This is a genomic window from Bradyrhizobium sp. AUGA SZCCT0105, from assembly GCF_018129565.1.
Lineage (GTDB): Bacteria > Pseudomonadota > Alphaproteobacteria > Rhizobiales > Xanthobacteraceae > Bradyrhizobium.
In genome coordinates, this window is sequence record NZ_JAFCMK010000019.1 from 42,185 (window position 1) to 66,880 (window position 24,696).

Below are 24,696 nucleotides of genomic sequence, written 5' to 3' on the forward strand. Positions count from 1 at the left end.
AGATAGAGCGGGATGACGATTCGACGAAGAGTCAACCCGCTGTAGATGAGCATTGCGACACCGTCGCGCAAGGTCAGCGCGACTTGATCGTGAACACCGGCGAGCGGTTCGGCTGTGTCGTCACCACGCCGATCGGAAGCACCGGATCCTTGTCCGCCAGCGCGACGCGGAACGTGCCGATGATCCGCGCAAGCGCAAGCGTCGCCTCGACCAGCGCGAAATGCGCGCCGATACAGACCCGCGCGCCGACCCCGAACGGCAGATAGGCGAAGCGATCAGGCGGCGTTTCCGTCATGAAACGCTGCGGCACGAACGCGTTAGGATCGCGCCACAACTTTTCATGCCGGTGCAACAGCCACGGCGCGATCAGGATTACGTCATGCTTCCTGACCGGACGGCCCGCGATCGTATCGGGACCGGCGGCCGCACGCGCGATCAGGAACGCCGGCGGATAAAGCCGCATGGTTTCGTCGATCACCGCACGGGTGAATTTCAGCCGTTCGATGTCGAGCGCGCCTGATGTCGTCACGCTCCTGACTTCTGCCGCCAATTGTTCCTGGGTCTCGGGATCGAGCGCCAACAGATAGAGCGCCCAGAACAGCGCGGTCGCGGTCGTCTCATGGCCGGCCAGGATCATGGTCGCGATCTGGTCACCGAGCTGGGCGTCGGTGAAGGCCTCGCCGGTCTCTGGATCGCGCGCGGCGCCCATCAGGTCGAACAGGTCGCGGGCCGGCGCGTTGTCATCCTTACCGGCGGCGCGACGCTCGGCCATCAGCTGGCCGACAAACGCGGTCCAGCGCTTGCGGAAACGGGCGCGCCGAAAATCCTGCAGGGTCGGCCAGCTCAGGGGCAGCACCAGGTCGAGCATATGCGGCCGTGCCAGCGTGTCGCCATACTCCATCACGAAGGCGCGCAGCGCGGCGCCGTGGCGATCCATGCCGAACGAGAACATAGTGCGGCCGGCGATCTCCAGCGTCATGCGCTGCATCACCTCGCGCAGATCGACCGGGCCGCCGCTCGCGGCCTTCAGCTTGGCGATGGTCTCGTCGACCGCCGCGATCATGTACGGCACCAGCGTCGTCACCGCACGCGGCGTGAACGCCGGCGCCAGCGTGCGGCGCTGATGCTTCCACGCGCGGCCCTCGGCGATCAGCAGTCCCTCGCCCAGCATCGGACGCAGCACGCGAAGGCCCGCGGGCGTGCGGGTGTAGTTCTCGTAATTGTCGACCAGCACGTGGCGGATCGCATCCGGCGTATTGAGGATGAAGCTCGAGTGGTTGAGGAAGCGGCCCTGGACGATGTCGTCCTCATAGGCGCGCTGGCCCCAGGTCTCGATCGGCGAGTTGCGCATCACCCGCATCCGCTGGAGCGCGCCCATGTCGTCGGGCGCGCGCGGCGGCGCGGGCGGGACCAGGGGACGCCGCGTGACCGTGATGTCGTAGACTTCCGCTATGCTCATGGTCCTCGCTTCCTGCCTCACGCAACGGCCGATCCGGCTATGCGATCCCGGCGCCATGAAGGCGCGCGGACCCTGCACCAGACCTAATAAGTCAGCTCGGCGACTGCAATCCGATTCTCCGACGCCGGCCAGGCCCGCGCCACGATGCGCTCCCCATTGAAGATCGCCGCCACCGGACGGCCGACATCGGCCGCGGCGAGCCGCAACGTCGTCACCGCATCCGTCGGCACGCCGGATTTGACATCGGCCGGTTCCTTGCCATCGAACAGCACGATATCGCGCGGTAGCCCGAAATAGCCGCGCGGCCGTGACATCAGCACGATGGCGCCCGCACCGGCGTCGGCAGGCAGCAGCGGTCGTGCCGCGCGCAGATGCACGATCTCGGACGAGCGCGGAAACGGCGAGCGATAGATATGCGTCGTCACCGCATCAGGCGAGGTCAGCACGAATTCGAGCGGCCAGGATGGATCGACCTGCGCCGGCCCCCAGCGGCCGTCGGCGCCGGTCTGCGAGCTGTGCAGCGGGCCACTGAGGCGCTCGCCGGTTTCGGCCGACACGCGATGGATATCGACCGTGGCACCCGGCACCGGCTGGTTGGTCGGCACGCCGCCGGGCGTGCCCGTGACGAGGCCGCTCAGCCTCACCGCCGTCTCCGGCACGATCTCGATCCGCGACGGCTCGTGCCCCGCGATGAATTTGTAGATCTCGCGAAAGGCGCGCGGATGATACGCGGTCTCGCGATGATCCACGGCACCAAGCACCAGATTGGTCGCGCCTTTCAACGCCGGACCTTCGGCCGTGACGTTGGTCGGCGTGCCCGGCTTGCCGATGAAGCGGCCGTCGGCTTGCGCATATTTGTCGAGGCCATCGCTGCGCAAGGTCAGGAATGCGGTGCCAGCAGTCACTTCGCTGTCGCCGTCGTTCAGCCCGCGCAGGAACGGACCGCGCCCGTTGAACTCGTTGCCGAGCCCGTCGTCCGATGCATACACACCATGATTGGGTGTGCCGCACAGCACCGCATGGCTGATGTCACCGCCGCCGCCATTCCTGATGGTGTTGCGGATCGCATTGCCGCCGCGCGAATTTCCGACCAGCGCGATGCGTGCGGCGCCGCTCTTCTGCTTCAGCTCCCTGACCGCCTCGGCGAGCTCGCGGCGCTGATCCTCGGTCGAGGAGCGGCCCGCCTGCTCGACCTTGTCGTCGGTGCGCGCCAAGGGATTGGTGAAATTGATCGCGGCCATGCGCTCACGCGGAACGCCGTTGGATTCCATCCGCCAGAGCGTCGTCAACCAGAGCGCTGCGTGATCGCCATTGCCATGCACGAACAGGATCGGCGGGATGTCACCGGCGGGCGCCGGCTGCGCTAGGGCCGACTGAACCAAGGCCGCCTGCGCCAGGCCCGGGACGGCAAGACGGCCGGCCAACAGGGACAGCGCGCCGGCCCCTTGCAAAATTGTTCGCCGCGACAGCGCCATCGGTCCCCTTCCTCAGGTCTTTCAGTGCTTTAGCTGTGTCCTACAGCCCGTAAGGATACCGTAAACGCTGGACAGGACACGCGTTTCGCGGGCATCAGTTGATGCAGCCGGAATCATTCAACAAGCCATAGCAGGCCAACCGGAACCGGATATGACCGCACCGCCTGATCGACCCGACAGTATCACCGCGCCGTTGCGGCACTCAATCTTCAGGCGAATCTGGCTTGCCAGCCTGCTCTCCAATCTCGGCATCCTGATCCAGGGCGTCGGCGCCGCCTGGGCGATGACCCAGATGACCGCGGAGGCCGACAAGGTCGCGCTGGTGCAGACCGCGCTGATGCTGCCGGTGATGCTGATCGCGATGCCGGCCGGCGCCATCGCCGACATGCATGACCGCCGCATCGTCGCCCTGGTGTCGCTGGCGATCGCGCTCTCCGGCGCCACCACGCTGACGGTGCTGGCCTGGTTCAACCTGGTGACGCCGAACATCCTGCTCGCGCTGTGCTTCGTCGTCGGCAGCGGCATGGCGCTGTTCGGCCCAGCCTGGCAATCCTCGGTCAGCGAGCAGGTGCCGTCGGAGACGCTGCCCGCCGCGGTCGCGCTGAACGGCATCAGCTACAACATCGCGCGCAGCTTCGGCCCGGCGATCGGCGGCATCGTGGTCGCCTCGGCAGGCGCGGTGGCGGCATTCGCCGCCAATGCCGTGCTGTATCTGCCGCTGCTCGCCGTGCTGTTCCTGTGGAATCGCGTCAGCGAGCCGTCGCGGCTGCCGCGCGAGCGGCTGAACCGCGCCATCGTCTCCGGCGTGCGCTACATCACCAATTCGCCGTCGATCAGGATCGTGCTGACCCGCACCATGGTGACCGGCATCATCGGCGGATCGGTCTCGGCGCTGATGCCGCTGGTGGCGCGCGACCTGCTGCATGGCGGCGCGCAGACCTACGGCATCATGCTCGGTGCCTTCGGCATGGGCGCGGTGATCGGCGCGCTCAACATCAGCGAGATCCGCAGCCGGCTCAGCGGCGAAGCCGCGATCCGCGTCTGTGCATTGACGATGGGCGCGGCGATCGCCGCGGTTGCCGTGAGCAGGCAGCCGGTGATCACCGCCGCCGCGCTGGTGGTTGCCGGCGCGGTGTGGATGCTTGCGATCGCGCTGTTCAATATCGGCGTGCAGCTGTCGGCGCCGCGCTGGGTCGCAGGGCGTTCGCTTGCGGCCTTCCAGGCCTCGATCGCCGGCGGCATCGCAATCGGAAGCTGGTGCTGGGGCCGCATCACGGACCTCGGGGGCGTCGAGATGGCGCTGTTGATCTCCGCCGGGCTGATGCTGCTGTCGCCGGTGCTCGGCTTCTGGCTCAGGATGCCGCCGATCGGCGCGCGCAACGAGGACGCGACCGATATGCTGGCCGATCCCGAGGTGCGGCTGCAACTGACCGGGCGCAGCGGCCCGCTGGTGGTCGAGATCGAATACCGGGTGGCGCAGGACAATGCCCGCGCCTTCCACAATGTGATGCAGGACGTGCAGCTCAGCCGCCAGCGCAACGGCGCCTATGGCTGGTCGATCGCGCGCGACATCGCCGATCCCGAATTGTGGACCGAGCGCTATCATTGCCCGACCTGGCTCGATTTCCTGCGCCAGCGCAACCGCGCCACCCAGATCGAGCGCGAGCTGCATCAGAAGGCGGCCGACTTCCACATCGGCGCCGATCCAATCCGCGTGCGCCGGATGCTGGAGCGTCCATTCGGCTCGGTGCGCTGGAAGGACGAGACCCCGGACCGCGCCGCCAAGGAAGTGATCCCGGTGGTCGCGACCGCGGCGGGCAGCAGCACGTAGCGTTGATGCTGTCGTTCCGGGATGCGCGGGGCGCAGACCCGGAACCTCGAGATTCCGGGTTCGCTTCGCGCCCCGGAATGACGATGGCTAAAAACTCACTGCCCGTTGTCGATGAGCGTCTGCTGGCAGGCCTTGCTGAGGCGGCTGCGATGCTCCTTCAGGCAGGCCAGCACGACCTGATCGCCCTCGCTGAGATGGGCGCGGCAGAACCGCGAGGCGTCGCGCGAGCAGGCATCACGCCCCTGCTGCTGTGCCGAGGCGGCCGACGTCAACAGAACCAGTGCAACGACGGCGAACAGAAATCGGGTCATCTTCAAAGCCTCTAAGGAATGCAACGCCGGTTCTATAGCGTTTCAGGGCCGCGAAGAAGCTTGAAACGGCCGCGCGAAACGGCAGGTTCCGCCCCGGGATGACTATCCGGAGCGGCCTGCGTCTCGTCGCCGCTGGTTTGCCCCATCAGATGCCGCGCAAAATCACTCCGCGGCGGCCCTGCGCTGGGCGGCGAGATCGCGATCCAGCACCACGCGGCAGCCGCTGCTCAGCTGGGAGCGATTCTTGACCATGCAGGCAGTGATCCTGGGGATGTTCGGGATCTCCGCGCTGCACAGCCGGAACGCATCGCCCGAACACATCTGCTGCGCCTCGGCGCTGAACGCAAAGCTCGCGGTCGACGACAGCACGGACACGGCGGCCGCAAGAGCCAGCGCGACACCGGCGCTGCGAGCGGCACGTTCCAGAACCCGGCTCTTCAAGATGGTGGTCATGATCGGCTCCCATCAGCACCGCAAATGGCGGGGCCCGTTGTTTGATGGGTCCGATCCTGCACGGCAGCGAGCTGACCGACTGTGACGGTCATCACGCAAGCGTAAGCCGCACTTTTTCTTGTCCTTCCGGCGCCCTGTTGGGATCGCGTTAAGACCTTGTTGGCATTAATCGGTCGTTACGGGTGTGGCGTATCCTTGAGTTCCGAGAGAGTGTAGCGATGCGTAGTGCGTTGGGCCTGATGCTGGCCAGTGTTGTAGCGGCGATCGTGATCGCCGGCGTGTGGTTCTGGACCTCCTCGCCGCGTGCCGACGCGGCTCCTCCGCAGACAACTGCCGCAGCCAAGGCCGAGCCGCTTCCTGCGGCGGCGGCAAAGCAGGCTGCCAGGGACGATGTCGAGACGACCGCCGCGCTGTCGAAGCGCGCCGATGCCACCCAGGCGGCGGCCCCGGCCGCAGCCCCCGCCCCGGCGCCAGCCCCGGTTGCCGCCGCACCCAGATGCGCCAATCCCGATGCGCTCGGCATCAGCCGGACCGTCGTGGTCGACACCACTGGCGGCCCGGGTTTCGGCTTCCTGCAGTACAAGCAATATGACTTCCTGACCGACAAGGAGGTCGTGCTGACCTTCGACGACGGTCCGTGGCCGACCACGCCCGCCGTGCTCAAGGCGCTGGCGGACGAGTGCACCAAGGCGGTGTTCTTCCCGATCGGCCTGCACACCACCTATCACCCGGACATCCTCCGCCAGGTCGCCGCCGCCGGCCACACCATCGGCGCCCACACCTGGTCGCATGCGCATCTGGCGAGCAAGAAGCTCACCGAGCAGCAGGCCAAGGACGAGATCGAGAAGGGTTTTAGCGCGGTGAAGCTGGCGCTGGGTGCGAACCCCGCCCCGTTCTTCCGCTTCCCCGCACTGGCGCACACCCCAGCGACAACAGCCTATCTCGGCACCCGCAACATCGCGATGTTCTCGGTCGACGTCGACTCCAACGACTTCAAGTCCAAGAGCTCGGACGAGGTCATCAACAACGTGATGACCAAGCTCGACAAGGAGCACAAGGGCATCATCCTGATGCATGACTTGCAGAAGCACACCGCGCAGGCGCTGCCGACGCTGCTGCGCAAACTGAAGGCAGGCGGCTACAAGGTGGTCTGGATGAAGGCCAAGACCCAGATCGAGACGCTGCCCGAATACGACGCGATGATGGCGAAGACCGAGAAGCCGATCGCAACGGGCCGGCCAATCGGCAACGTCGTGCAGACGATCGCCGACTAGCACAGCCCACGCATTGAATACGCCAAACGCAAAGCGCCCCTGGATCCGATCCGGGGGCGCTTTCGCTTTCTGATCGCAGCCACCTTCTGCTGGTCCGACACGGCCAAACGACCTTGAAGGCCTATGCGCCTTCGAGAGTGGCGCCATCGCGCCCGGTAGCTGCGGCTCCTACCAAAATATCGAAAACAACCCCATGCAAAGTAGCTGGCGGGTGCCGGCGCTCGACAAGGCGTGGCTACCAGTAAATCCCGTGGCGATGCAGCTCGCCGATGATGCGGCCCTCGGTCCAGCGCCGGGCGTGGCGGCGATGGCTCGACCTGTACCAAGTCGTCCGCTGCTCCGGCGCCGGCCTTGCGTCCGGTGCCGCTGACGGCTGGACATTCGCTTGCTGCTGTACGGGCGTCTGCTGCACGGACGGCTGGGCTTGCGGCTGCGGAGCGGGAGCCGCAACCGGCGCTGCCCGCTCGACATATTTTGGCGCTTCCGGCGGCATTGGCGGCGGCGCGACGGCGGGCGCCGCCGGCGCATCGGCAACCTTGTCCGCCGTATTGACCGAATTCGACGCGGCGGCCGGTAGCGAGCCTGCCCCGCCCAACGACAGGCTTCGTTCGCCGGCCTGCGCGGAAGCGGAAGTCAAAACCACCGCCGTGATCAGGATGAGTTTGCGCATTGTTGTTCTCCCGTTGGTGGCGGGAGACTAGCCACGTCGTCCGAGCCACTATGTGAGCTGCTTCACGCAGCCGTCGCGTGCCGCATTCATCTCCCTGTGATCGTCAGCCCCAACAACGCTGACACCTCGGCGGCGTCCTGGAGAGGGTCATCTCCGCCATCCCCGCCTTGCAGCAGCCTTGATCTGGATCAACGGCGGCTTTCCATTGGGTCGTTCAATGGGATTGCAGGTTCGGTTCGTTGTGCACGTCGCATTTGCTTGCCTGAATATCCCAGCGCAGCGCGGCTTCTATGAAGACCTTCGATATCACGTATCGCTATAGCAGCGACGATGTCTCGATCAGGCCAACCCCGCCGGACAGTCATACGGCTTTGCTGCGTCTGGAGCAGGGCAACAAGAGCTTCGCCACGCTCCTTGACTGCGACGAGGGGGCGAGCGTGGTACAGCAGATCATCCCGGTCGATCTGCGTGACCTGGGCCTGCCGGCCGACAGCGCCGTACCGAAGCAAAGACCGTTCGCCGCAGTGCTCGGCTGCTCCGACGCCCGCGTGCCAGTTGAACTCATTTTCAATGAAGGGCCCAATGATCTCTTCGTGGTCCGCGTCGCGGGCAACGGGCTCGGAATAGAGGTGCTTGGAAGCCTCAAATACGCCGTCGAGAACCTTGGCGGGAGCCTCAAGCTCATCGTCGTGCTCGGCCACAGCGGATGCGGCGCGCTCACGACAGCCGTCGATGTATTCCTGAATCCGCGTGAATACTTGCCGCTCGCGACCAAGCGTTCGCTCCGCAGCATTCTCGACGGTGCGCTGGTCGTGGTGCAGACTTCCGAGAGAAAGCTGGTCGCCGCGTTCGGGCCAGCGGTGGTACGCGAGCCCGGATATCGAAAAGCCTTGATCGAGACATCGATTGCCACCAACGCCGCGCTGGCGGCTTACTCAATACAAGAAGAATTGAGGAGCAACGACTACACCGGGATCGAAGCGGTTTACGGCGTCTATCTTCTGGAGAGCCGCGCGATATGGGCTCCCCGTTCCAGTGATGCCGATGGGATTGGGCTGGCGGCGGCACCTCGAGACCTTGCAGCGTTTGTGGAACTCGGCAACGCCATCGTGCGCTCGCGGCGTATTGAATCGCTTGTGAACGCGAAAGATTGATCGGAGCCTTCTCCCCTTCCCTATCCGAACGGAGACCATGCCCTTGCCGGGAGACCAGCCGCGTCGGGCCCAGGATCCCGTGAGCTGCATCACGCCAGGAGAATGGTAGCTGCCAACAGGCTGGCATGGTTCAGCCGGATTGTTGAAACTTGGTCCTATCGGTCGGCTCGCATCCGCGTACGGTTGTGCACCTTGAGACATGGTCTCGGCGCAACGTCGTTTGCCTGCGCACGCCAGCGCCCACAGCACTGACTTGTGTGCCGCCCCTCAGGTGGAGAGCCGGGAATAGATTCGTCGGTTTGGGTTTCTCCTTCGCACGACGCCCGAACTCTGGAGAACTCAGTGAGTGCATTTGAACAAGGTCGCGTACGGTCCGGCGACGGCGGCTTGGCGAATGCGGCCGCCGAAAAGCTCCGTTCGATGATCCCGGTCGCCGGCGCGATCGCCTATCCGTTCCTGCTCGATGGATTTCATCTCGCGGTCTCGCCCGCTGACGGTCCGATGTCGTTTGGGCGGCTGGCGCTGGCGGCGCTTCTTCTGCTGGCCGCGACGGCCGCGCCCTTGCTGGGTCTGGCCTGCGCCTATTGGCTGACCAAGCCAGCGCCTTCGTCGTTCGAGCTGCGCGCCCGGCGGCTCGCCTATCTCAGCATCGGTGCGCCGCCGCTGTTCGTGCTGACCGGCGTCGGTCTTGGATTGCTGCACATCCATGTCAGCGACGAGCTCGTCTGGGTCGCGGGTTGGCTCGCCGCGTGTCTCTATGTGCTGCTCGGCGGCGAGCAAGAGCGGCCGGCAACATCGGCCGCGGCTCCTCCGTCCATTGCCGGATGGCGTGTCACGCATGGCATCGCCGCGGCGGTCATCCTTCTCTATGTCGCGTTTCACCTCACCAATCATCTGCTCGGCCTGCTCGGACCCGAGGTTCATGCCGCCGTGATGAAGTTGGGCCGGACGGTCTATCGATCGTCCGTGGTCGAGCCGGTGCTTGTCGCTTTGATGCTGTTCCAGGTCGCCGTCGGAGTGCGGCTCGCCTGGCGCTGGAGTTCACGGCCGGCGGACGGATTCCGCGTGTTTCAGATCGGCTCCGGCGTCTACCTCGCGGCGTTCATCGTCACCCATCTGAATTCCGCGTTCGTCTCGGCGCGAGCCGTGCACCACATCGACACCAATTGGGACTGGGCGTCGGGCGCACCGACCGGCCTGATCCCCGACGCCTGGAGCATCCGCCTGGTGCCGCACTACGCCCTCGGCGTCTTCTTCGTCCTCGCGCATCTCGCTTCAGGATTGCGCGGCGTCCTGATCGCGCACGGCATGGCGACGGCGGTCGCCAACCGGATCTGGGCAACCGGGCTCGCAGCCGGCGCGCTGATCGCAATTGCGATCATGAGCGGACTGTGTGGCGCGCGGATCTAGAGCGTTTTGGAGCGAGGCCTGTCCCGCACTTGATGCGGGATGGACACCGGTTCGCGTGAAGAAAACGCGTCAAAGCAAGAATCTAGAGCTTCGGTTCTGATTGAATCAGAACCGAAAATGCTCTAGGCGGCGCAAATCGTTCGATAAGCGGCCAGTTGGAGCGCGACGACGCGCTGCGCGGAATGACACTTCTCAAACCACAGACGCGCGGCATCGCCGCGGCCATTGCCGTCCAGCGGATCAGCAAGAACCTCGAGAATCCGGGCCGCGCACGACTCGACGCTGTCGGCGACCAGGCAGGGCGGCGCCGCTCCAAAGAACTCCGCTGATTGGGTTTCATCAAGGTTGGTTATAACGCGGCGTCCGAGCGCCATTGCCTCAAAGGTAACGCCGCCGATCGCTGGTATCCTGAACTGATCGACGACGACGTCGCTCGCGCAGTACCGCTGTCGAAGCTCCGCCTTGTTCAACGACGGTATCCACGAAACCATGTCTTCAATTCGAAGTTCCTGAATGAGTTCCTTGCTTCGGTAAACGTCAACACCCCACTCGACCAGGATGATGCGAAAATCGCGATCCGCTTGCGCAACCTGCGCTGCCGCCCTCAAGAACAGATCATTGCCCTTCTGCATCGAAACAGGTGCAGCGTGCCAATGATGGCGTGTCGGGCTAAAGAATGTGGTGACCTTGGGGTCCCGCTTCGGAATCTTGAGGCCTGCTCGAAAGCTTGAAATCTTTTCATCGTCGAAGGCATGCGGAAGATAAACGGTCCGCTCTCTCTTCAACTTCAGCCGTGCCACAGACGGCAGCACGTCCGAGTTGGTCACGAAGGAGAAAGCCGCATTCTTGTACGACGCCGAACAAAGAATGCCATTATAGGTTTTCTCAAAGGGCATTTCGCGCAACGTGCCATGCTCGTAACATGTGTAATTCTTGAGTCCGTTGATGAACGGAATGAACCCGTCGATCGAATAGCCCTGAATGATGTCATAGTGCTCCAATACGTCAGCGAATTCATTGGCAATGCTGGATGCGAAGGCTTCGACCAGGACCAGGGCTTCTGCCGGATAATCCGTGAACTGTCGCAGCAGGTCACCAAGACGTGCCGCACGTTGCGAAGCGTTTCGATCCTCGCCCTTGCCGTATCTTTCGAAGTAGCGAAACTCCGGGCGGTCGACGATGTCCGGCTGGGTCACCACGGCAATGCCTGACGAACCGACGTCAGCGGCCGCGCCGTTGCTTGCGGCCGGCGTCACGATGTCAAGATTTGGGATCGTCAAGACATCGCTTTCGCTTGCAACCGGCGTCGCGGCGTCAGGATCCGGTATCGTGAAGGCATCAGCAGGAAACTCGAAACCATAACGCGGCAGGCCGCGGCTGCGTCTCTGACTTCGCCAGATTGCGACCGCGAAACTTGGCCTGGCGACAGCGCCGGTTTCCGCCTCACGCCGCAAATGAGCAAATACATATTTCGTCAGCAGGGAGCGATAGATCGATGTAAGGCGGCTAGGTCCTTGGGGATTTGGTGACCGCGGATCGCGAGACGTCCCATCTTCATTGCTTTCGCCTGCAGCCGGCGTCGCGGTGTCAGGATTCGGGGTCGTGAAGGCATCGGCAGGAAACTCGAAGCCAAAGCGCGGCAGGCCGCGGCTGCGTCTCTGGTTTCGCCAGATTGCGACCGCCAAGCTCGACCCGTCGACAACGCCGGTTTCCGCCTCACGCCGCAAATGAGCAAATACGTACTTCGTTAGCAGGGAACGATAGATTGATACGAGGCGGCTTGGTCCTTTGGGACTTGATGACCGCGAGCCGCGGAACGTCCGATATTGATTGCCTTCGCTTGCAGCCGGCGGCGCGGTGTCAGGATTCGGCATCGTGAAGACATCAGCGGAAAACTCGAAGCCAAAACGCGGCAAGCCGCGGCTGCGTCTCTGGCTTCGCCAGATTGCGACCGCCAGACTCGCCCCGGCGACAACGCCGGTTTCCGCCTCACGCCGCAGATGAACAAAGACGTACTTCGCCAGTAAGGAGCGATAGGTTGAGACGAGGCGGCCTGGTCCTTCGGGATTTGGATATTCGTTGGCGAGAGATCGGCTTTGCCCAGGCCGCGGATCTGGCGAGGCCAACTTTGATGAGGCCGACGAAATCGGGGAGAGTGCAGACTCAGGCCCTATGGTCGCCCCTGGCAGGACGATGGTCGGTTGATCGAGCGGCTGCGGGATTGCCTTGCTTGACTGGAAGTCCTGAAACTCACGCGCAATTGAAATTGTGTCTACCAGATGCTCCGGCATCGGTGGACGGACCCGGCTCTCTGCGGCAGCGATGCCATCAAGCATCTCCCAATACCTTGCCTGCAGCAGCGTCCAGAAAAATGCTGCGGCTTCGCCGTCACCGGCGTTCTTCGCACGAAGGTACGAGAGGCAATCGAGAACGGGACCTTGCGCAAACCAATCCGGTCGTCGCCAACCGCCCAACTCGGTGGCCCACCAATCCGGGAACATGTTGTCGACGTTGCCATCGAAGCTTGCGGCCTCCCATTCCGGGCAACCCATGACGTGATAATAGTTATAGCAAATGACATCCGATTCGATTCCAAAGCGCCGCTGAATCAAAGCATTGTTGTAGGCGTTGTTCGCGATATTGCCGATATGCAGGACGCGCAGCGGGCGATTGTGGGCGCGTTGGAACTCCCTCAGGAAGGCAAGCTGTAGTTGAAATTCGCTATCACGATCCTTCTGCACCAACGTCATTCCCCAGCAATCGTAGTTCAGGTATTAGGCTTCCGCGCGAGAACGCACAATCTACGAACACCGATTCCGCAGCGCTTATTCTGCTCCATGTCGCGTCTCATCTCACCAATCATTTAGTCGGCTTGCGCATTTGGTGCGGTTGGCGTTGCGCTGGAGTTCGCGACCGGAGGATGTGTTCCGCGTGTTGCAGATCGGCTCGGGCGTTTATCTCGCCAGGTTCACGTCACCCATCTGAATACCGCGTTCGTCTCGGCGCGGGCCACGCATTCGGCGTTTTCTTCGTGTTTTCGCATCTCGCGCCGGGGTTGTGCCATGTCCTGACGCACCGCGGGGCCGCCACGGTCGCCAACCGGGCAGCCGGCGGACCGGTCGCGATTGCGATCATATGCAGATTGTGCCGTGCGAGAATCCAGGCGAGTAAATCTCGCCTGCGCATCGAGACGGGGGATGTTCCTGAGGAGTGGTGCCGCAAGAGGGACTCGAACCCCCGACCCCGTCATTACGAATGACGTGCTCTACCAACTGAGCTATTGCGGCGAACCGTTCGGCAACGGCCTGACAACGCGCCACCTGATATCGGGCATGACCCCGATTGGCAAGGAAAACGCGGTTATTGAACCGCACACCGGTTATCTAACCGCCGATTAGCTTCCCAAACGTGACAGAAATCCGCGCCAACCGCCGATCTGGGCCTTGGCCGGGCCGATTTGTTCCGCAAATTCGTCCACGGCGCCGTCCTCGTCGACCCCGGGGTCGTCGGGGGCCCGAACGATCGGGATTACGGCCGGAATGGGCGCAGGCGCCGCCTTCGGCAGGTCGGTCCGGGAACGGAACAGCGGGGCGGGGGCCGGTGGAGCCGATTCGGCGGCCGGCGGCGGCGCCAGCTCCGGCTCCGGGGCGGGCGTATCGGCCTGAATTGGGGCCGGGTCGGCCTCGATCGCCGCCGGCACCGGGGCGTTGTCCTGCACAGGCGGCGTGGCCGGTTCGAGTGGCTTGGCCTCGACCGGCTCAACCGGCTTGGGCGGGGGCAGCTTGCTGGCGACTTCCTTTGGCGGCTCGACCCGGCGCGGCGCCAGCATCGCCTCCTCGAATGGCGAGGGCTCGATCGCATTGCCCTTGTCGGACGGCAGCGCCGCCACCGGCGTCTGCCACTGGAAGGCATCGAGACGGCCGGTGACCGGCGACACCGGACGCCAGCGGTCGGAGACGTAGCCGTCCGCGGTCCACACCGGATCATGCAGCGCGCGCACCGCACGCAAGGTCCAGGCTCGCGCGCGGCCGCCGTCGCCATGTTCGGTGCGCTCGAGCTCCGCCATCAGCAGCGCGACCCGCTGCGTCGGCGCCGCCGTGAACGGCTCCAGCGCCGCACGCGCCTTGGCGAATTCGGTCGCATCGATCGCGGCGCGCGCGATTGCCAGCGCGCCTTCGATATGCCCCGGCGTTTTCGCCGCCAGCGTCTCGACGCGCACCAGGCGCTGGCGCGCGGCATCACCGAGCCGCACATGCGAATAGGCGTCGGCGAGATCGGGATGCGGCTGTGCCAGCCACGCGGTCTCGACGATACGCATCGCGCGGCGCACCTGATGCGCCTCGCTCTCGAATTTGGCGGCAAGCACCGCGGCCGGGATCAGCGTCGGCGCCAGCTTGAGCGCCTCCATCGCGCTCGCGCGCGACAAATCGCGATCGACGGTCTCGAACTCGAGCGCACGCGCCGCGAGCAGCACGCCGCGTTGCCGCCGATAGGTCGCCTTGTCGATCAACCCGGCGGCCTGGTTGTTGTCGATGATCGACAGCGCGCCGGCCCAATCGCCCTTGGCGCAGCAGAAGCCGAGCACCGCATGCGAGGCCCAAGACGAGGACGGCGACATTTTCAGCGCTTCCTCGGCAATCATCACGGCCGCAACCGGATCGTCGGCGCGCTGCGCCTCGATGAACAGGCCGCGCAGGCCGAGCAGCCGCGTGTCCGCGCGCTCGGCCATGGCGCGGAAGGCGCGCTGCGCGCCGTCGCGATCGCCGTCGAGCTGCGCCGATTGCGCGTGCAGCAACAGCGCCAGCGGATCGCCTCCGGCGTGGCGCCGTGCCACTTCGGCATGCGCGCGCGCCGCCGACGAATCGCCATGCCCGATCGCGAGCAGGCCTTGCGTGACGGCGTGACGGCCGCGCGCGTGGCGCCGCTCGCGCCTGCCGCGGCGGACATGGCCCGGGATCTTCCACAGCCCGCGCAGGATCACGCCGGCGACCATCGCGACGACGATGACGAGGCCGAGCAGATACATCGGCTGCTTGGACGTGAAGCGCAACCCGCCCCAGTTCAGCACGAGATCGCCGGGCTGATCGGCCAACCAGGCCGCACCCGCTGCAGCGAGCGCGATCAGCAGCAGGAACAGAATGATCCGGATCATCGAGAACCTATTGCAAGGATTTACTGGTTGACCGTGGCGAGCGCCGCCATGGCGTTGTCGGCAAATTTCCGCGACGCGTCGAGCGCGGCGCGGCGCGCGTCCACCTTGGCGAGCCAGGCTTGCGCCGCGGTGCGATCGGCCGGCGGCAACGACTTCAATTCGCGCTCGGTCAATGCGAGATCATTATGCACGGCGGCCGATGTCACGCGCGCGACGATGCTGCCGCGGTCGGTCCCGGTGCCGTCGGTCCGCTCGATCTGGATCAGGGTGGAGGCGCCGGCCTTCAAACGATCGACCAGCCCGGCGCTGGCTGCCGCAGCGTCCGGCGGCGGCGGCGCGAGTTGCGGCACGATCTCGATCAGATCGCGGCACAGCTTGTTCGGACTAGGCACGCCTGACGCGGCGAAGACGTCAAGCGGCTTCAGCACGTCAGGATTGTCGGAGATTGATTTCGCGGCCTCGAGCGCCGAGGCATAGGGATCGCCGTGACGAACCGCGACGTCGAGCAGCGATGCCGCGACCACGCGGCGCAGCGGCACGTCGTCCGCCTTCGCCTCGGCCTTGGTGTCGGCGATCTTGCTATCCTGCTTGGCGATCGCGGCACCCTGCGCCTTCACCGCGCCCTCGACCTTGTCGATGCGTGCCGTGATGCCGGAGATGTCGGGCGCAGCCGCGCCATCGCGCGGCGCGGCCTTCACCTCATTGACCGCCGCCGCAAGCTTGTCGGATTGCGCGCGCGTTGCGGCGAGCTCGGTGCGCAACGCGGCGATCGATTTGTCGAGCGCCTCCAGCCGCGCGGTTGCCGCGGGATCGGCGGCCGTAGCGACCGGCCTGCCGGCTTTCGATTCAAGCGCGGTCAGGCGCGTGCCGAGTTCGTCGACCGTTGCGGCACTGGGCTGCGGCGTCGACGCCGGCGGCACCGCCGGCCAGCCGAGCAACCAGCCGACCCCGATCACCAGCGCTGCCGCGACCGCGCCCGATACCGGCGCCACCACCCAGGGTGACACCGGCCGCGACGGCTCGGCCACGGACGCCGCGGCGGCGGGCTCGCTCGGCTCGGCGTGGGGAGCAGGATCGGGATGAGGCTCCGCCTCAGGCCCGGCCGCCTCCGCTGCCTTGTCGGTATCCTTTGGGGCTTCCTCGCCCCCCTCGGCCTTTGGCGGCTCGCTGGAGATCTCGGTCGCCTGAAGATCGATGGTCGGCGGCGCGCGCTTGGGCCGGGAATCCGGCGAAGGTCCTGGGTCGTCGGGCCTTTCTTCAGCCATCGCGAGGGTCCTCAAAACTACTGGCCGCACATTGTAGCAGAATCGGCCGACGTTCTTAGAGCACGATCCTAAAAACGGAGCATTGCCTAACATCATGGTCAGACGAAAGAATTATTCCGCTCACGGCCGCAGGGTGCGCACCAGCGCCTCCAGCAGGGCGCTTTCGTCCGGGCGCGCCGCCACCACCACCTTGGTCGCACCGGCGTCATGGAGCACCGCGGCGACCGCGGCCGAGATGCAGCATTGCGGCAGTGCGAGCGCCGAAATCTCGATTCCGTCGGCCCGTATGGTGTCCAGGAACGCCTGCGCGCTGCGGCGGGAATAATGCAGCACCGCGGTGATCCGGCTGGCCAGGAAGGCGTCACTGACCTCCGTCGGGAAGCCGGCCACCGACGCCATCCGGTAGGTGGTGTGGGTGACGACGGTCAGCCCCTTTTTGCTGAGTTCGCCCGCCAGATCGCGCGACAGGTCGGCGCCGGCGAGATAGAGCAGCGTGGCCGAAGCATCCAGTTCGCCGGCCTTGACCCGCGCGAGCACGAGATCGCGCAAGCTCACCGCATCGCCCTTGGCCACCATCACCTTGTCGAAGCCCGCGGCGCGCGCGGCGTCGGCGGTGTGTGCGCCCACCGCGAACAGCGGCAGCCGCAACAGCCGGCTGCCGGCGAGATCGATGGCACGCGGCGCGTTGGCGCTGGTCAGGATGACCGCGTCATAATCCGCATCGTCATCATGGAACGGTAACGGCTCGAAGCGCAGCACCGGTGCCGCGAGGGCCTCAAAGCCGCTTTGGCGCAACGTCGCCACCGTCGCGTCATTGTCCGGATGCGGTCGTGTGACAAGGATGGTCACGGATCAGGTCTCCCGCCCTGCGAATTGGACCTTGCCGACCGATTGCACTTCAAGACCTCGCAATGCTACCCCGGAGGGGACAATTTGATGAACATGATCTTGCCGGAAACCGGTTCCGGCCTGTCCGGATCATGCTGGTAGCACAAGGGCCGAAATTGGGACACGAACCACCGATGCTGGTGCTGGGGATCGAGACCACCTGCGATGAAACCGCAGCCGCCGTGGTCGAGCGCCAGGCTGACGGGCAGGGAAGGATCCTCTCCAACGTCGTGCGCTCGCAGATCGACGAGCACGCCCGCTTCGGCGGCGTGGTGCCGGAGATCGCGGCGCGCGCCCATGTCGACCTGCTCGACGGTATCGTCGCCTCCGCCATGAAGGAGGCCGGTGTCGGCTACGGACAATTGTCGGCGGTCGCCGCAGCCGCCGGCCCCGGCCTGATCGGCGGGGTGATCGTCGGTCTCACCACCGCGAAGGCAATCGCGATGGTGCACGACACGCCGCTGATCGCGGTGAACCATCTCGAGGCGCACGCGCTGACGCCGCGGCTGACCTGCGCGCTTGCGTTTCCCTATTGCCTGTTCCTGGCCTCGGGCGGCCACACCCAGATCGTCGCCGTGGTCGGCGTCGGCGAATATGTGCGGCTCGGCACCACCGTCGACGACGCGATGGGCGAGGCGTTCGACAAGGTGGCGAAGATGCTGTCGCTGCCCTATCCCGGCGGGCCGCAAGTCGAGCGCGCGGCGGCCGGCGGCGACCCGACGCGGTTTGCGTTTCCGCGCCCGATGCTCGGCCGTCCCGATGCGAATTTCTCGCTGTCGGGATTGAAGACGGCGGTGCGCAACGAAGCTAGCCGGCTGGAGCCATTGGAGCCGCAGGACATCAGCGACCTCTGCGCAAGCTTCCAGGCCGCGGTGCTGGAATCGACCGCGGATCGGCTGACCGTCGGCTTGAGATTGTTCCAGGAGCGCTTCGGCACGCCGCGCGCGCTGGTCGCGGCCGGCGGCGTTGCCGCCAACCATGCTATCCGCAGCGCGCTGCAGGATGTCGCAGCGAAAGCGCAGACCACGCTGATCATCCCGCCGCCGGCGCTCTGCACCGACAATGGCGCGATGATCGCCTGGGCCGGCGCCGAGCGGATGGCGCTCGGGCTCACCGACACGCTGGAAGCGCCGCCGCGGGCACGCTGGCTGCTCGACGCCAACGCCAAGGCGCCGGCCGGCTACGCCAACAGCCGCGCCGGATATTGAGACATGTTTGACGGAGTTCGCCGCAGACACCACTTCACCTCGCCCCGCCTGCGGGGAGAGGCACAGGCCGCCTTCGGCGGCCGTCTTGAAGAACGCCGAAACGAAGTTTCGGCTGTGTCGCATGTAGCGCAGCGAAATGCGATCCGGGTGAGGGGGTACAGGTTCCAACGCTCGGCGCACTCGCGGATAGAGCCCCTCACCCCAACCCTCTCCCCGCAAGAGCGGGGCGAGGGAGCACACCTGAGCTAGGGATCCGATGCCCGCGCATATGTCAGTCAGCGTGATCGGTGCCGGCGCCTGGGGCACCGCATTGGCCGAGGTCGCGGCGCGCGCCGGACGCAAGGTGACGCTGTATGCGCGCAATGCCGAGCATGCCGCGCAGATCCAGGCGACGCGGGTCAATCCGCGGCTGGCTGGCGTCCAGCTTCATCCCGACATCGCGGTGACATCGGATATCGCCGCTGCCGCGCGCGCGGACATCATTCTCGCGGTCACTCCGGCACAGCATCTGCGCGCCGCGGTCAGTCATCTCGCGCCGCATCTTGCGCCCGATACACCTGTCATCGCCTGCGCGAAGGGCATCGAGCACGGCACGCACAAGTTCATGACCGAGGTGATTGCGGAAGCAGCACCGCGCGCCGTGCCCGCGATCCTGTCGGGACCGAGCTTTGCCGACGACGTCGCGCGCGGATTGCCGACGGCCGTAACGTTGGCCACCAGGGACGAGGCGCTGGCACGCGCGCTCGTGCAGGCGCTCGGCTCGGCAACCTTCCGGCCCTATCACACGTCAGACGTGCGCGGCGTCGAGATCGGCGGCGCGGCCAAGAACGTGCTGGCGATCGCCGCCGGCATCGTCGTTGGCAGGAATCTCGGTGCTTCCGCGCTCGCCGCGCTGACCACGCGCGGCTTCAGCGAGCTCGCGCGATTGGGTCGCGCTTGCGGGGCACGCACCGAAACACTCTCCGGCCTGTCTGGATTGGGCGATCTCCTGCTCAGCTGCTCGACCGCGCAATCGCGCAATTTCGCGCTCGGCCTCGCGCTCGGTCGCGGTGAAGCGGCGCCGGTCGGCAAGCTCGCCGAAGGCGCATTCACCGCGCCGGTGCTGTGCGAGCTCGCCGCTGCGCAGAAGGTCGATATGCCGGTGTCAAACGCGGTCGCCGCGATCCTGAGCGACCGGCTGACGATCGATGACGCGATCGAAGGCCTGCTGACGCGGCCATTCAAGGCGGAGGAATGATCCTCACGCGGTCACGAAGGCGACGAGCTCGTTCAATCCCGGTCCCATTCCGTCAGGCGTGACACCGAGCTCCTCGACCACCGCGTTGGTGCGGTTGACCCAAAAGGTCGGATAACCGAACCACTTCGCCCCAGCGACATCCCAGCCGGCAAACGCCGCAAAGACGATCTCCTCCTTCCGCAGTCCGAACGCATCGACGCCCATCTGATAGGCACGAGTATCGGGCTTGAACGCCTGAACCCGATCGGTCGAGAGGTGAGCCTCCAACAGCCCCTCAAGCCCGGAGTTACCAATGACGGCATCGAGCATCGGCGCGGTGAGATTCGACAGGAAGGCCATGCGAAGGCCCGCATCACGCAACTGCCGCAGCGCCGGCTCCACGTCAGGCCACGCCTTCAGCTCCAGATACGTCTGCATCAGACGCTCGCGCTGCTCCGATCGCAGCTCGATCTTCGTCGCCTTGGCCGCAAAGACCAGCGCATCCTCGGTGACGTGCCAGAAATCGGCATAGCGTCCGCCAAGCGTCCTGAGCCAGCCGTATTCGAACTGCCGCAGACGCCAGGAAGCGTTCAACTCGGCGCCCTTGCCCGGAAACATCTCCTCCGCGCGCGCGAAGATCGGACGTGGATCGATAATCGGAAAGCCGTCGAAGGCGATCGCCTTGAATGACGAACGGCCTGCCGTGCGCGCCTGGTCCGGCAGTACCGCCGCCATGACCGAAGCCGCGGTCAAAGCCGTGAAGGTGCGGCGATTCAGGCTCATATGATCTCCCGTATGACGACCCACTACCGTTCTCACAAAGAAGCGCTTTGGCACAATCACCGGATTTCGGCAGAAACCATTTCAGATTTCAGAACAATCGAAGTCGGAATAATGATCCCCTCATCGGGGTTGCAGGCCGCCCTTCACGGCCTGAAGACGCTGTACTAGCGTGGCGGCGAACCGTCGGATCCCGGTCGAACAATCGAAAAACGGATCCCAAGGAAAAACCCATGCGTCAACCGCATCGCGCCCTCCTTTCGATCAGCCTTCTCTCGATCAGCCTTGCCGTCGCCCTCGCCGCCTCTTCCGCCACAGCCCACGCCCAAACCGCACCCTCCTACGACGAACTCGCCAAGCGCGAGGCCGCGGCGAACGCCGAGGATGGCAAGCGGGTCGCCCCGCTCAAATCGATCGGCAATCCCTCAAGTGACGTCTCCCCGGAGATGCAGGCGATGATCGGCGAGCCCTACCCGCCGCATTTCAACGCCGACCCGAAGACCCCTGCGGAGTGGAAGGAGCTGATCGACCGCCGCGCCAAGCTCCTGATCGCGGGTATTCCGGCCATGAAGGCGAAGCTCGGCGTCAAGGTCGAGGAAACCAGGATTGCCGGCGTGCATTGCTACATCGTGACGCCGAACAAGATCGCGCTCGAGAACCGGCGGCGCCTGCTGATCCACGTGCATGGTGGCGGCTACGTGTTCGGCCCCGGCGAAGCCGCGTTGCCGGAAGCCATCATGATGGCCGCCTTTGGCGGCTACAAGGTGATCTCGGTCGATTACCGGATGCCGCCGGACTTCCCCTATCCGGCCGCAATGGACGACGCGATGGCGGTCTGGAAGGAAGTCCTGAAATCGCACGAGCGCCACCGGCTGGCGATCTTCGGCACCTCGACCGGCGGCGCTATGACGCTTGCGATGGTGTTGCGGGCGAGGGACGAGAAGCTGCCGCTGCCCGCCGCCATCGCGCCGGGCACGCCGTGGTCCGACATCGACAAGATCGGCGACAGCTACGCGAGCAATGAGTGGGTCGATAATGTGCTGGTGACCTGGGACGGATGGCTCGGCCGCGCGGCCAAGCTCTATGCCAGCGGGACCAGCCTGAAGAATCCCTACATTTCGCCGATCTACGGCGACTTCAAGGGTTTCCCGCCGACCATCCTGACATCGGGCACGCGCGACCTGTTCCTCAGCAACACGGTTCGCACGCATCGCAAATTGCGGCGCGCCGGCGTGATCGCCGATCTCAATGTCTATGAGGGGCAATCCCACGCGCAGTACCAGATGAATATCGATGCGCCCGAGACCAAAGAAGCCTTCACCGACATCGCCAAATTCTTCGATCGATACCTGAAGCAGTGAGCGCTGTCGTCAAGATAGATGCCCGCGCTTGTCGCGGGCATCCGGCTGCCTGTAGATTGCCGCGCAATGGACGCTCGAACGGGGTGAGTTGCGATGAATTACTGGCTGGTGAAATCCGAACCGTCGACCTGGTCGTGGGACCAGCAGGTCGCCAAGGGCGCGAAGGGCGAAGCCTGGACCGGCGTGCGCAACTTCACGGCGCGGCAGAACCTCGTCAACATGAAGAAGGGCGACAAGGCGTTCTTCTATCATTCCAACGAGGGCAAGGAGATCGTCGGCATCGCCGAGATCATCAAGGAGGCCTATCCCGATCCGACCGACAAGACCGGCAAGTTCGTCTGCGTCGACATCAAGGCCGACAAACCGTTGAAGACGCCGGTGACGATGGCCGCGATCAAGGCCGACAAGAAGCTCGTCGACATGGCGCTGGTGAAATATTCACGGCTCTCGGTGCAGCCGGTCACCGCGGAGGAATGGAAATACGTCTGCAAGATGGGCGGGCTGTAGCGTTCCACAAACTCAGTCGTCGTCCCTACGAAAGCAGGGACCCATAACCACAGGCGAGCAGTGTTGAGCGCGCTGTGGCTCCAGCTCGTTTCCGCAATCAACATTTGGGGTAATGGGTCCCGGCCTTCGCCGGGACGACAGCGGAGTTTGCGGCGGCGCTTACGCCCCCGCCGCCATCACCACTTGCGCCAGCAACTGCTCGCGCTTGGACTGGGTGCGGTAACCGCCCATCGTCGCGGCAAAGCGTTCGAGGATGCCGTCTTCGAAGGCAGTGACGATAGTGTCGTGGACATAGCTCTTGCGGCAGATCGCCGGCGTGTTGGAGAGCTGGTCGGCGGCGGCGCGGATCGCATCCAGCACCTGGCGCTTGCGGCCGCGCTGGCTGGCGGCCGGCGTGATCCGCGACAGCGATTCCACGACGACGGCCGAGGCCATCAGGGTACGGAAATCCTTCAGCGAGATCTTGATGCCGGCGAGCTCGCGCAGGAACGCATTCACCGCCGTGGTCGATGCAGCGCGGACGACGCCGGAGCGGTCGTGATACTGGAACATGCGCTTGCCCGGGACGCCGCGCAGAATGCCGATCGCACGCACCAGCTTGGCCGCATCGCATTCCTTGCGTACGGCCTTGCCGCCCTTGGCCTTGAAGGTCAGCACCAGAGAATCGTCTTCCAGCGTGACGTTGGACTTCAGAAGCGTGGTGGCACCGCGGGTGCCGTTGAGGCGGGCATAGGACTCGTTGCCGGGTCGGATCGCGGTGCGCGCGATCAGCTCGATCACCGCCGACAGCGCGAACTCGCGCGTCGGCTCGTCGCCGGACAGGAACGCCGAGACCTTGCGCCGGATCTTCGGCAACGCGGCGACGAGCTTGGCCAGGCGATGCGCCTTGCGCTGCTCGCGGACCTTCTCCCAGTCGGCGTGATAACGGTACTGCAATCGGCCCGCGGCATCGCGGCCGACCGCCTGCAGATGTGAGCTCGGATCGCTGGAATAGCGCACCTGGCGATAGGCCGGCGGAACCGCCATCGCGTGCAGCCGGCGGATCGTCCGCGCATCGCGGACGTGCGAGCCATTGGCGCGCACGAACGAATAATTCTTGCCGCGCTTGATGCGGCGGATGGTCAGCTCGTTCTGGTCGCCGAGCCGGAGGCCCAGATCGCGCGCGAGATCCTCGACGGAGGTCTTGATGGCGGCGGGCGCGTCGAGCTTGAGCTTTGCCCGGGGCGACTGCAACTTCGCCTGCGGCTGCTTGGGCCATTGGCCCAGCGCCTTCGCCAAGGCGACAGCGGGATCGGCGGACATGGGCCGCACAGCCGCGATGTTCTGCTGATCCATCATACTTCCAAGACGCCTTGTTCCGCTGTTCTCCCGGTAATGCCGTTGCTTCGGGCTTCGTTCCGGTTGGCCATCCGGCCTCGGTTTGGCGATTTAGGGCGTCGGGGCCGATATTGCGAGTCGCGAATCGGTTATCGACGGTTTCTAAATACCTTTCATGGGTGCCATTCGCCTGCTAACCTTGATTTTGAGCCCTCCGGGATCGATCAAAATGGCGGGAGCCCCGGCTTGGGAGCCGGGTTTTTGGGCACGACCAAGACGACAGGGCTGCAGCAGACAGGTCAGGGATCGTGCCGTTTCGTGCCAAGTCCCCGGACGGCGCCGCCGCGCCTCACGATCCATCCGGCTCGTCTGGAAGGTGATCAAACCGCACGGGCGGTTCAGGCGAAATTGTCGGCGCAGATCATCACGGCGGCCCTGCGGGTATTCATCGAAGCACGCTGGAGGTGGTCCAGCAGAATTGGCGCCGTGCCCTCGTCGGCGTCGGTCCCTGAACGTTGATTGAGGCTCTCCAATATCGGCATCAGCAGATCGCGGTCGGCAATTCCTTCGCGACATCCAGCCTCTGCGGTGACGGCGTGAAACGCCGGCGAGCGGACCAGAGAACGATACCACTACGACCAAGAGACCAGTGACCTGAAGCAGACGATGGAGCATAGGTTTCGCTCGTCAACCAGGCGCGGTAAACCGCCCAATCAGATGAGGAAGCCGGCGGGATATCCGGCGGCTTCGGCGCGACGAAAGTGACAGCCCTTTTTCCTTGCCGGGCCGGAATGCGGCAACGCATACTCGCGGCAATGATCAAGACGGCTTGCCGTCGCGTCGTTTGCGATCGGCAATGAGTGGAGGAAAGCGATGTCCGAGAAGATCTATGACGTGTCGGCCGACTGGGCCAAGCGCGCCTATATCGATGACGCCAAATATCGCGAGATGTACGCGCGCTCGGT

At 65.1% G+C, this 24,696-nt stretch carries 20 protein-coding genes and 1 tRNA gene; 9 read left to right on the top strand and 12 right to left on the bottom strand.

Going from position 1 to position 24,696, the window contains the following annotated elements:
- Positions 1-73: 73 nt before the first annotated feature.
- Positions 74-1,459: a cytochrome P450 gene (locus tag JQ573_RS39200; protein ID WP_212320155.1), complete on the bottom strand. Its 1,386-nt coding sequence runs from the start codon at positions 1,457-1,459 to the stop codon at positions 74-76.
- An 83-nt stretch (positions 1,460-1,542) separates the two neighbouring features.
- Entirely contained in the window at positions 1,543-2,934 is a 1,392-nt protein-coding gene (locus JQ573_RS39205; RefSeq protein ID WP_212320157.1) for a hydrolase, read from the bottom strand.
- Positions 2,935-3,085: 151 nt separating this feature from the next.
- Here JQ573_RS39205 and JQ573_RS39210 point away from each other — a divergent pair, with 151 nt between their 5' ends.
- Entirely contained in the window at positions 3,086-4,765 is a 1,680-nt protein-coding gene (locus tag JQ573_RS39210) for an MFS transporter (RefSeq protein ID WP_212320158.1), read from the top strand.
- 95 nt (positions 4,766-4,860) lie between these two features.
- Here the strand turns inward: JQ573_RS39210 and JQ573_RS39215 are convergent, their stop codons facing one another.
- Together JQ573_RS39215 and JQ573_RS39220 are read right to left on the bottom strand one after the other, a co-directional pair.
- A complete protein-coding gene (locus JQ573_RS39215) occupies positions 4,861-5,076 on the bottom strand; it encodes a cysteine rich repeat-containing protein (RefSeq protein ID WP_212320160.1) in 216 nt (71 codons plus the stop codon).
- Positions 5,077-5,238: 162 nt separating this feature from the next.
- Positions 5,239-5,529 carry a hypothetical protein gene (locus tag JQ573_RS39220; protein WP_249132764.1) on the bottom strand — a complete coding sequence of 97 codons (291 nt, stop codon included), beginning with the start codon at positions 5,527-5,529 and terminating at the stop codon, positions 5,239-5,241.
- A 218-nt stretch (positions 5,530-5,747) separates the two neighbouring features.
- Between JQ573_RS39220 and JQ573_RS39225 the strand changes: the two genes are divergently transcribed.
- A complete protein-coding gene (locus JQ573_RS39225; protein ID WP_212320162.1) occupies positions 5,748-6,803 on the top strand; it encodes a polysaccharide deacetylase family protein in 1,056 nt (351 codons plus the stop codon).
- Between the two features lie 235 nt (positions 6,804-7,038).
- On the opposite strand, the gene JQ573_RS39230 is transcribed toward JQ573_RS39225, so the two are convergent.
- Positions 7,039-7,473 (bottom strand): hypothetical protein, encoded by a 435-nt coding sequence (locus JQ573_RS39230; RefSeq protein ID WP_212320163.1) that lies wholly within the window; start codon positions 7,471-7,473, stop codon positions 7,039-7,041.
- A 290-nt stretch (positions 7,474-7,763) separates the two neighbouring features.
- Between JQ573_RS39230 and JQ573_RS39235 the strand changes: the two genes are divergently transcribed.
- A complete protein-coding gene (locus JQ573_RS39235; protein WP_212320165.1) occupies positions 7,764-8,627 on the top strand; it encodes a carbonic anhydrase in 864 nt (287 codons plus the stop codon).
- A 342-nt stretch (positions 8,628-8,969) separates the two neighbouring features.
- Positions 8,970-10,037 (top strand): hypothetical protein, encoded by a 1,068-nt coding sequence (locus JQ573_RS39240; protein WP_312011754.1) that lies wholly within the window; start codon positions 8,970-8,972, stop codon positions 10,035-10,037.
- 122 nt (positions 10,038-10,159) lie between these two features.
- Here the strand turns inward: JQ573_RS39240 and JQ573_RS39245 are convergent, their stop codons facing one another.
- Together JQ573_RS39245 and JQ573_RS39250 are read right to left on the bottom strand one after the other, a co-directional pair.
- Positions 10,160-12,787 carry a glycosyltransferase family 4 protein gene (locus tag JQ573_RS39245; RefSeq protein ID WP_212320167.1) on the bottom strand — a complete coding sequence of 876 codons (2,628 nt, stop codon included), beginning with the start codon at positions 12,785-12,787 and terminating at the stop codon, positions 10,160-10,162.
- A gap of 461 nt (positions 12,788-13,248) precedes the next feature.
- A tRNA-Thr gene (locus tag JQ573_RS39250) sits at positions 13,249-13,324 on the bottom strand.
- Here JQ573_RS39250 and JQ573_RS39255 point away from each other — a divergent pair.
- Positions 13,298-13,435, top strand: a complete 138-nt coding sequence (locus JQ573_RS39255; RefSeq protein WP_212320169.1) for a hypothetical protein — start codon at positions 13,298-13,300, stop codon at positions 13,433-13,435. The two genes, JQ573_RS39250 and JQ573_RS39255, sit on opposite strands and share 27 nt — an antisense overlap.
- Here the strand turns inward: JQ573_RS39255 and JQ573_RS39260 are convergent.
- The 3 genes from JQ573_RS39260 to JQ573_RS39270 all read right to left on the bottom strand — a co-directional run bounded on the left by JQ573_RS39260 (position 13,432) and on the right by JQ573_RS39270 (position 17,303).
- Positions 13,432-15,189, bottom strand: coding sequence for a heme biosynthesis protein HemY (locus JQ573_RS39260; RefSeq protein WP_212320171.1), 1,758 nt, complete (start codon positions 15,187-15,189; stop codon positions 13,432-13,434). The genes JQ573_RS39255 and JQ573_RS39260 overlap by 4 nt on opposite strands.
- Before the next feature lie 20 nt (positions 15,190-15,209).
- On the bottom strand, positions 15,210-16,454 hold the full coding sequence (locus tag JQ573_RS39265) for a COG4223 family protein (RefSeq protein WP_212320173.1): 1,245 nt from the start codon (positions 16,452-16,454) through the stop codon (positions 15,210-15,212).
- Between the two features lie 120 nt (positions 16,455-16,574).
- On the bottom strand, positions 16,575-17,303 hold the full coding sequence (locus JQ573_RS39270) for a uroporphyrinogen-III synthase (protein WP_212320176.1): 729 nt from the start codon (positions 17,301-17,303) through the stop codon (positions 16,575-16,577).
- A gap of 173 nt (positions 17,304-17,476) precedes the next feature.
- Between JQ573_RS39270 and tsaD the strand changes: the two genes are divergently transcribed.
- Together tsaD and JQ573_RS39280 are read left to right on the top strand one after the other, a co-directional pair.
- A complete protein-coding gene (gene tsaD, locus JQ573_RS39275) occupies positions 17,477-18,550 on the top strand; it encodes a tRNA (adenosine(37)-N6)-threonylcarbamoyltransferase complex transferase subunit TsaD (protein ID WP_212320179.1) in 1,074 nt (357 codons plus the stop codon).
- Between the two features lie 256 nt (positions 18,551-18,806).
- Positions 18,807-19,787 (top strand): NAD(P)H-dependent glycerol-3-phosphate dehydrogenase, encoded by a 981-nt coding sequence (locus JQ573_RS39280; RefSeq protein WP_212320181.1) that lies wholly within the window; start codon positions 18,807-18,809, stop codon positions 19,785-19,787.
- 3 nt (positions 19,788-19,790) lie between these two features.
- Here the strand turns inward: JQ573_RS39280 and JQ573_RS39285 are convergent, their stop codons facing one another.
- Positions 19,791-20,549, bottom strand: a complete 759-nt coding sequence (locus JQ573_RS39285) for a haloacid dehalogenase type II (protein ID WP_212320183.1) — start codon at positions 20,547-20,549, stop codon at positions 19,791-19,793.
- Positions 20,550-20,779: 230 nt separating this feature from the next.
- Here JQ573_RS39285 and JQ573_RS39290 point away from each other — a divergent pair, with 230 nt between their 5' ends.
- Positions 20,780-21,907 carry an alpha/beta hydrolase gene (locus JQ573_RS39290; RefSeq protein ID WP_212320185.1) on the top strand — a complete coding sequence of 376 codons (1,128 nt, stop codon included), beginning with the start codon at positions 20,780-20,782 and terminating at the stop codon, positions 21,905-21,907.
- Positions 21,908-22,000: 93 nt separating this feature from the next.
- Positions 22,001-22,414: an EVE domain-containing protein gene (locus tag JQ573_RS39295; RefSeq protein ID WP_212320187.1), complete on the top strand. Its 414-nt coding sequence runs from the start codon at positions 22,001-22,003 to the stop codon at positions 22,412-22,414.
- Positions 22,415-22,573: 159 nt separating this feature from the next.
- Here the strand turns inward: JQ573_RS39295 and JQ573_RS39300 are convergent, their stop codons facing one another.
- Positions 22,574-23,752 (bottom strand): DNA topoisomerase IB, encoded by a 1,179-nt coding sequence (locus tag JQ573_RS39300; protein ID WP_212320189.1) that lies wholly within the window; start codon positions 23,750-23,752, stop codon positions 22,574-22,576.
- Positions 23,753-24,696: the final 944 nt, after the last annotated feature.

What these genes read in the sequence shown, in the direction of transcription:
- JQ573_RS39200 (WP_212320155.1), bottom strand. Translation starts at nt 1,459, where the DNA reads ATGAGCATAGCGGAAGTCTACGACATCACGGTCACGCGGCGTCCCCTG.
- JQ573_RS39205 (WP_212320157.1), bottom strand. Translation starts at nt 2,934, where the DNA reads ATGGCGCTGTCGCGGCGAACAATTTTGCAAGGGGCCGGCGCGCTGTCC.
- JQ573_RS39210 (WP_212320158.1), top strand. Translation starts at nt 3,086, where the DNA reads ATGACCGCACCGCCTGATCGACCCGACAGTATCACCGCGCCGTTGCGG.
- JQ573_RS39215 (WP_212320160.1), bottom strand. Translation starts at nt 5,076, where the DNA reads ATGACCCGATTTCTGTTCGCCGTCGTTGCACTGGTTCTGTTGACGTCG.
- JQ573_RS39220 (WP_249132764.1), bottom strand. Translation starts at nt 5,529, where the DNA reads ATGACCACCATCTTGAAGAGCCGGGTTCTGGAACGTGCCGCTCGCAGC.
- JQ573_RS39225 (WP_212320162.1), top strand. Translation starts at nt 5,748, where the DNA reads ATGCGTAGTGCGTTGGGCCTGATGCTGGCCAGTGTTGTAGCGGCGATC.
- JQ573_RS39230 (WP_212320163.1), bottom strand. Translation starts at nt 7,473, where the DNA reads ATGCGCAAACTCATCCTGATCACGGCGGTGGTTTTGACTTCCGCTTCC.
- JQ573_RS39235 (WP_212320165.1), top strand. Translation starts at nt 7,764, where the DNA reads ATGAAGACCTTCGATATCACGTATCGCTATAGCAGCGACGATGTCTCG.
- JQ573_RS39245 (WP_212320167.1), bottom strand. Translation starts at nt 12,787, where the DNA reads ATGACGTTGGTGCAGAAGGATCGTGATAGCGAATTTCAACTACAGCTT.
- JQ573_RS39260 (WP_212320171.1), bottom strand. Translation starts at nt 15,189, where the DNA reads ATGATCCGGATCATTCTGTTCCTGCTGCTGATCGCGCTCGCTGCAGCG.
- JQ573_RS39265 (WP_212320173.1), bottom strand. Translation starts at nt 16,454, where the DNA reads ATGGCTGAAGAAAGGCCCGACGACCCAGGACCTTCGCCGGATTCCCGG.
- tsaD (WP_212320179.1), top strand. Translation starts at nt 17,477, where the DNA reads ATGCTGGTGCTGGGGATCGAGACCACCTGCGATGAAACCGCAGCCGCC.
- JQ573_RS39280 (WP_212320181.1), top strand. Translation starts at nt 18,807, where the DNA reads ATGCCCGCGCATATGTCAGTCAGCGTGATCGGTGCCGGCGCCTGGGGC.
- JQ573_RS39285 (WP_212320183.1), bottom strand. Translation starts at nt 20,549, where the DNA reads ATGAGCCTGAATCGCCGCACCTTCACGGCTTTGACCGCGGCTTCGGTC.
- JQ573_RS39290 (WP_212320185.1), top strand. Translation starts at nt 20,780, where the DNA reads ATGCGTCAACCGCATCGCGCCCTCCTTTCGATCAGCCTTCTCTCGATC.
- JQ573_RS39295 (WP_212320187.1), top strand. Translation starts at nt 22,001, where the DNA reads ATGAATTACTGGCTGGTGAAATCCGAACCGTCGACCTGGTCGTGGGAC.
- JQ573_RS39300 (WP_212320189.1), bottom strand. Translation starts at nt 23,752, where the DNA reads ATGATGGATCAGCAGAACATCGCGGCTGTGCGGCCCATGTCCGCCGAT.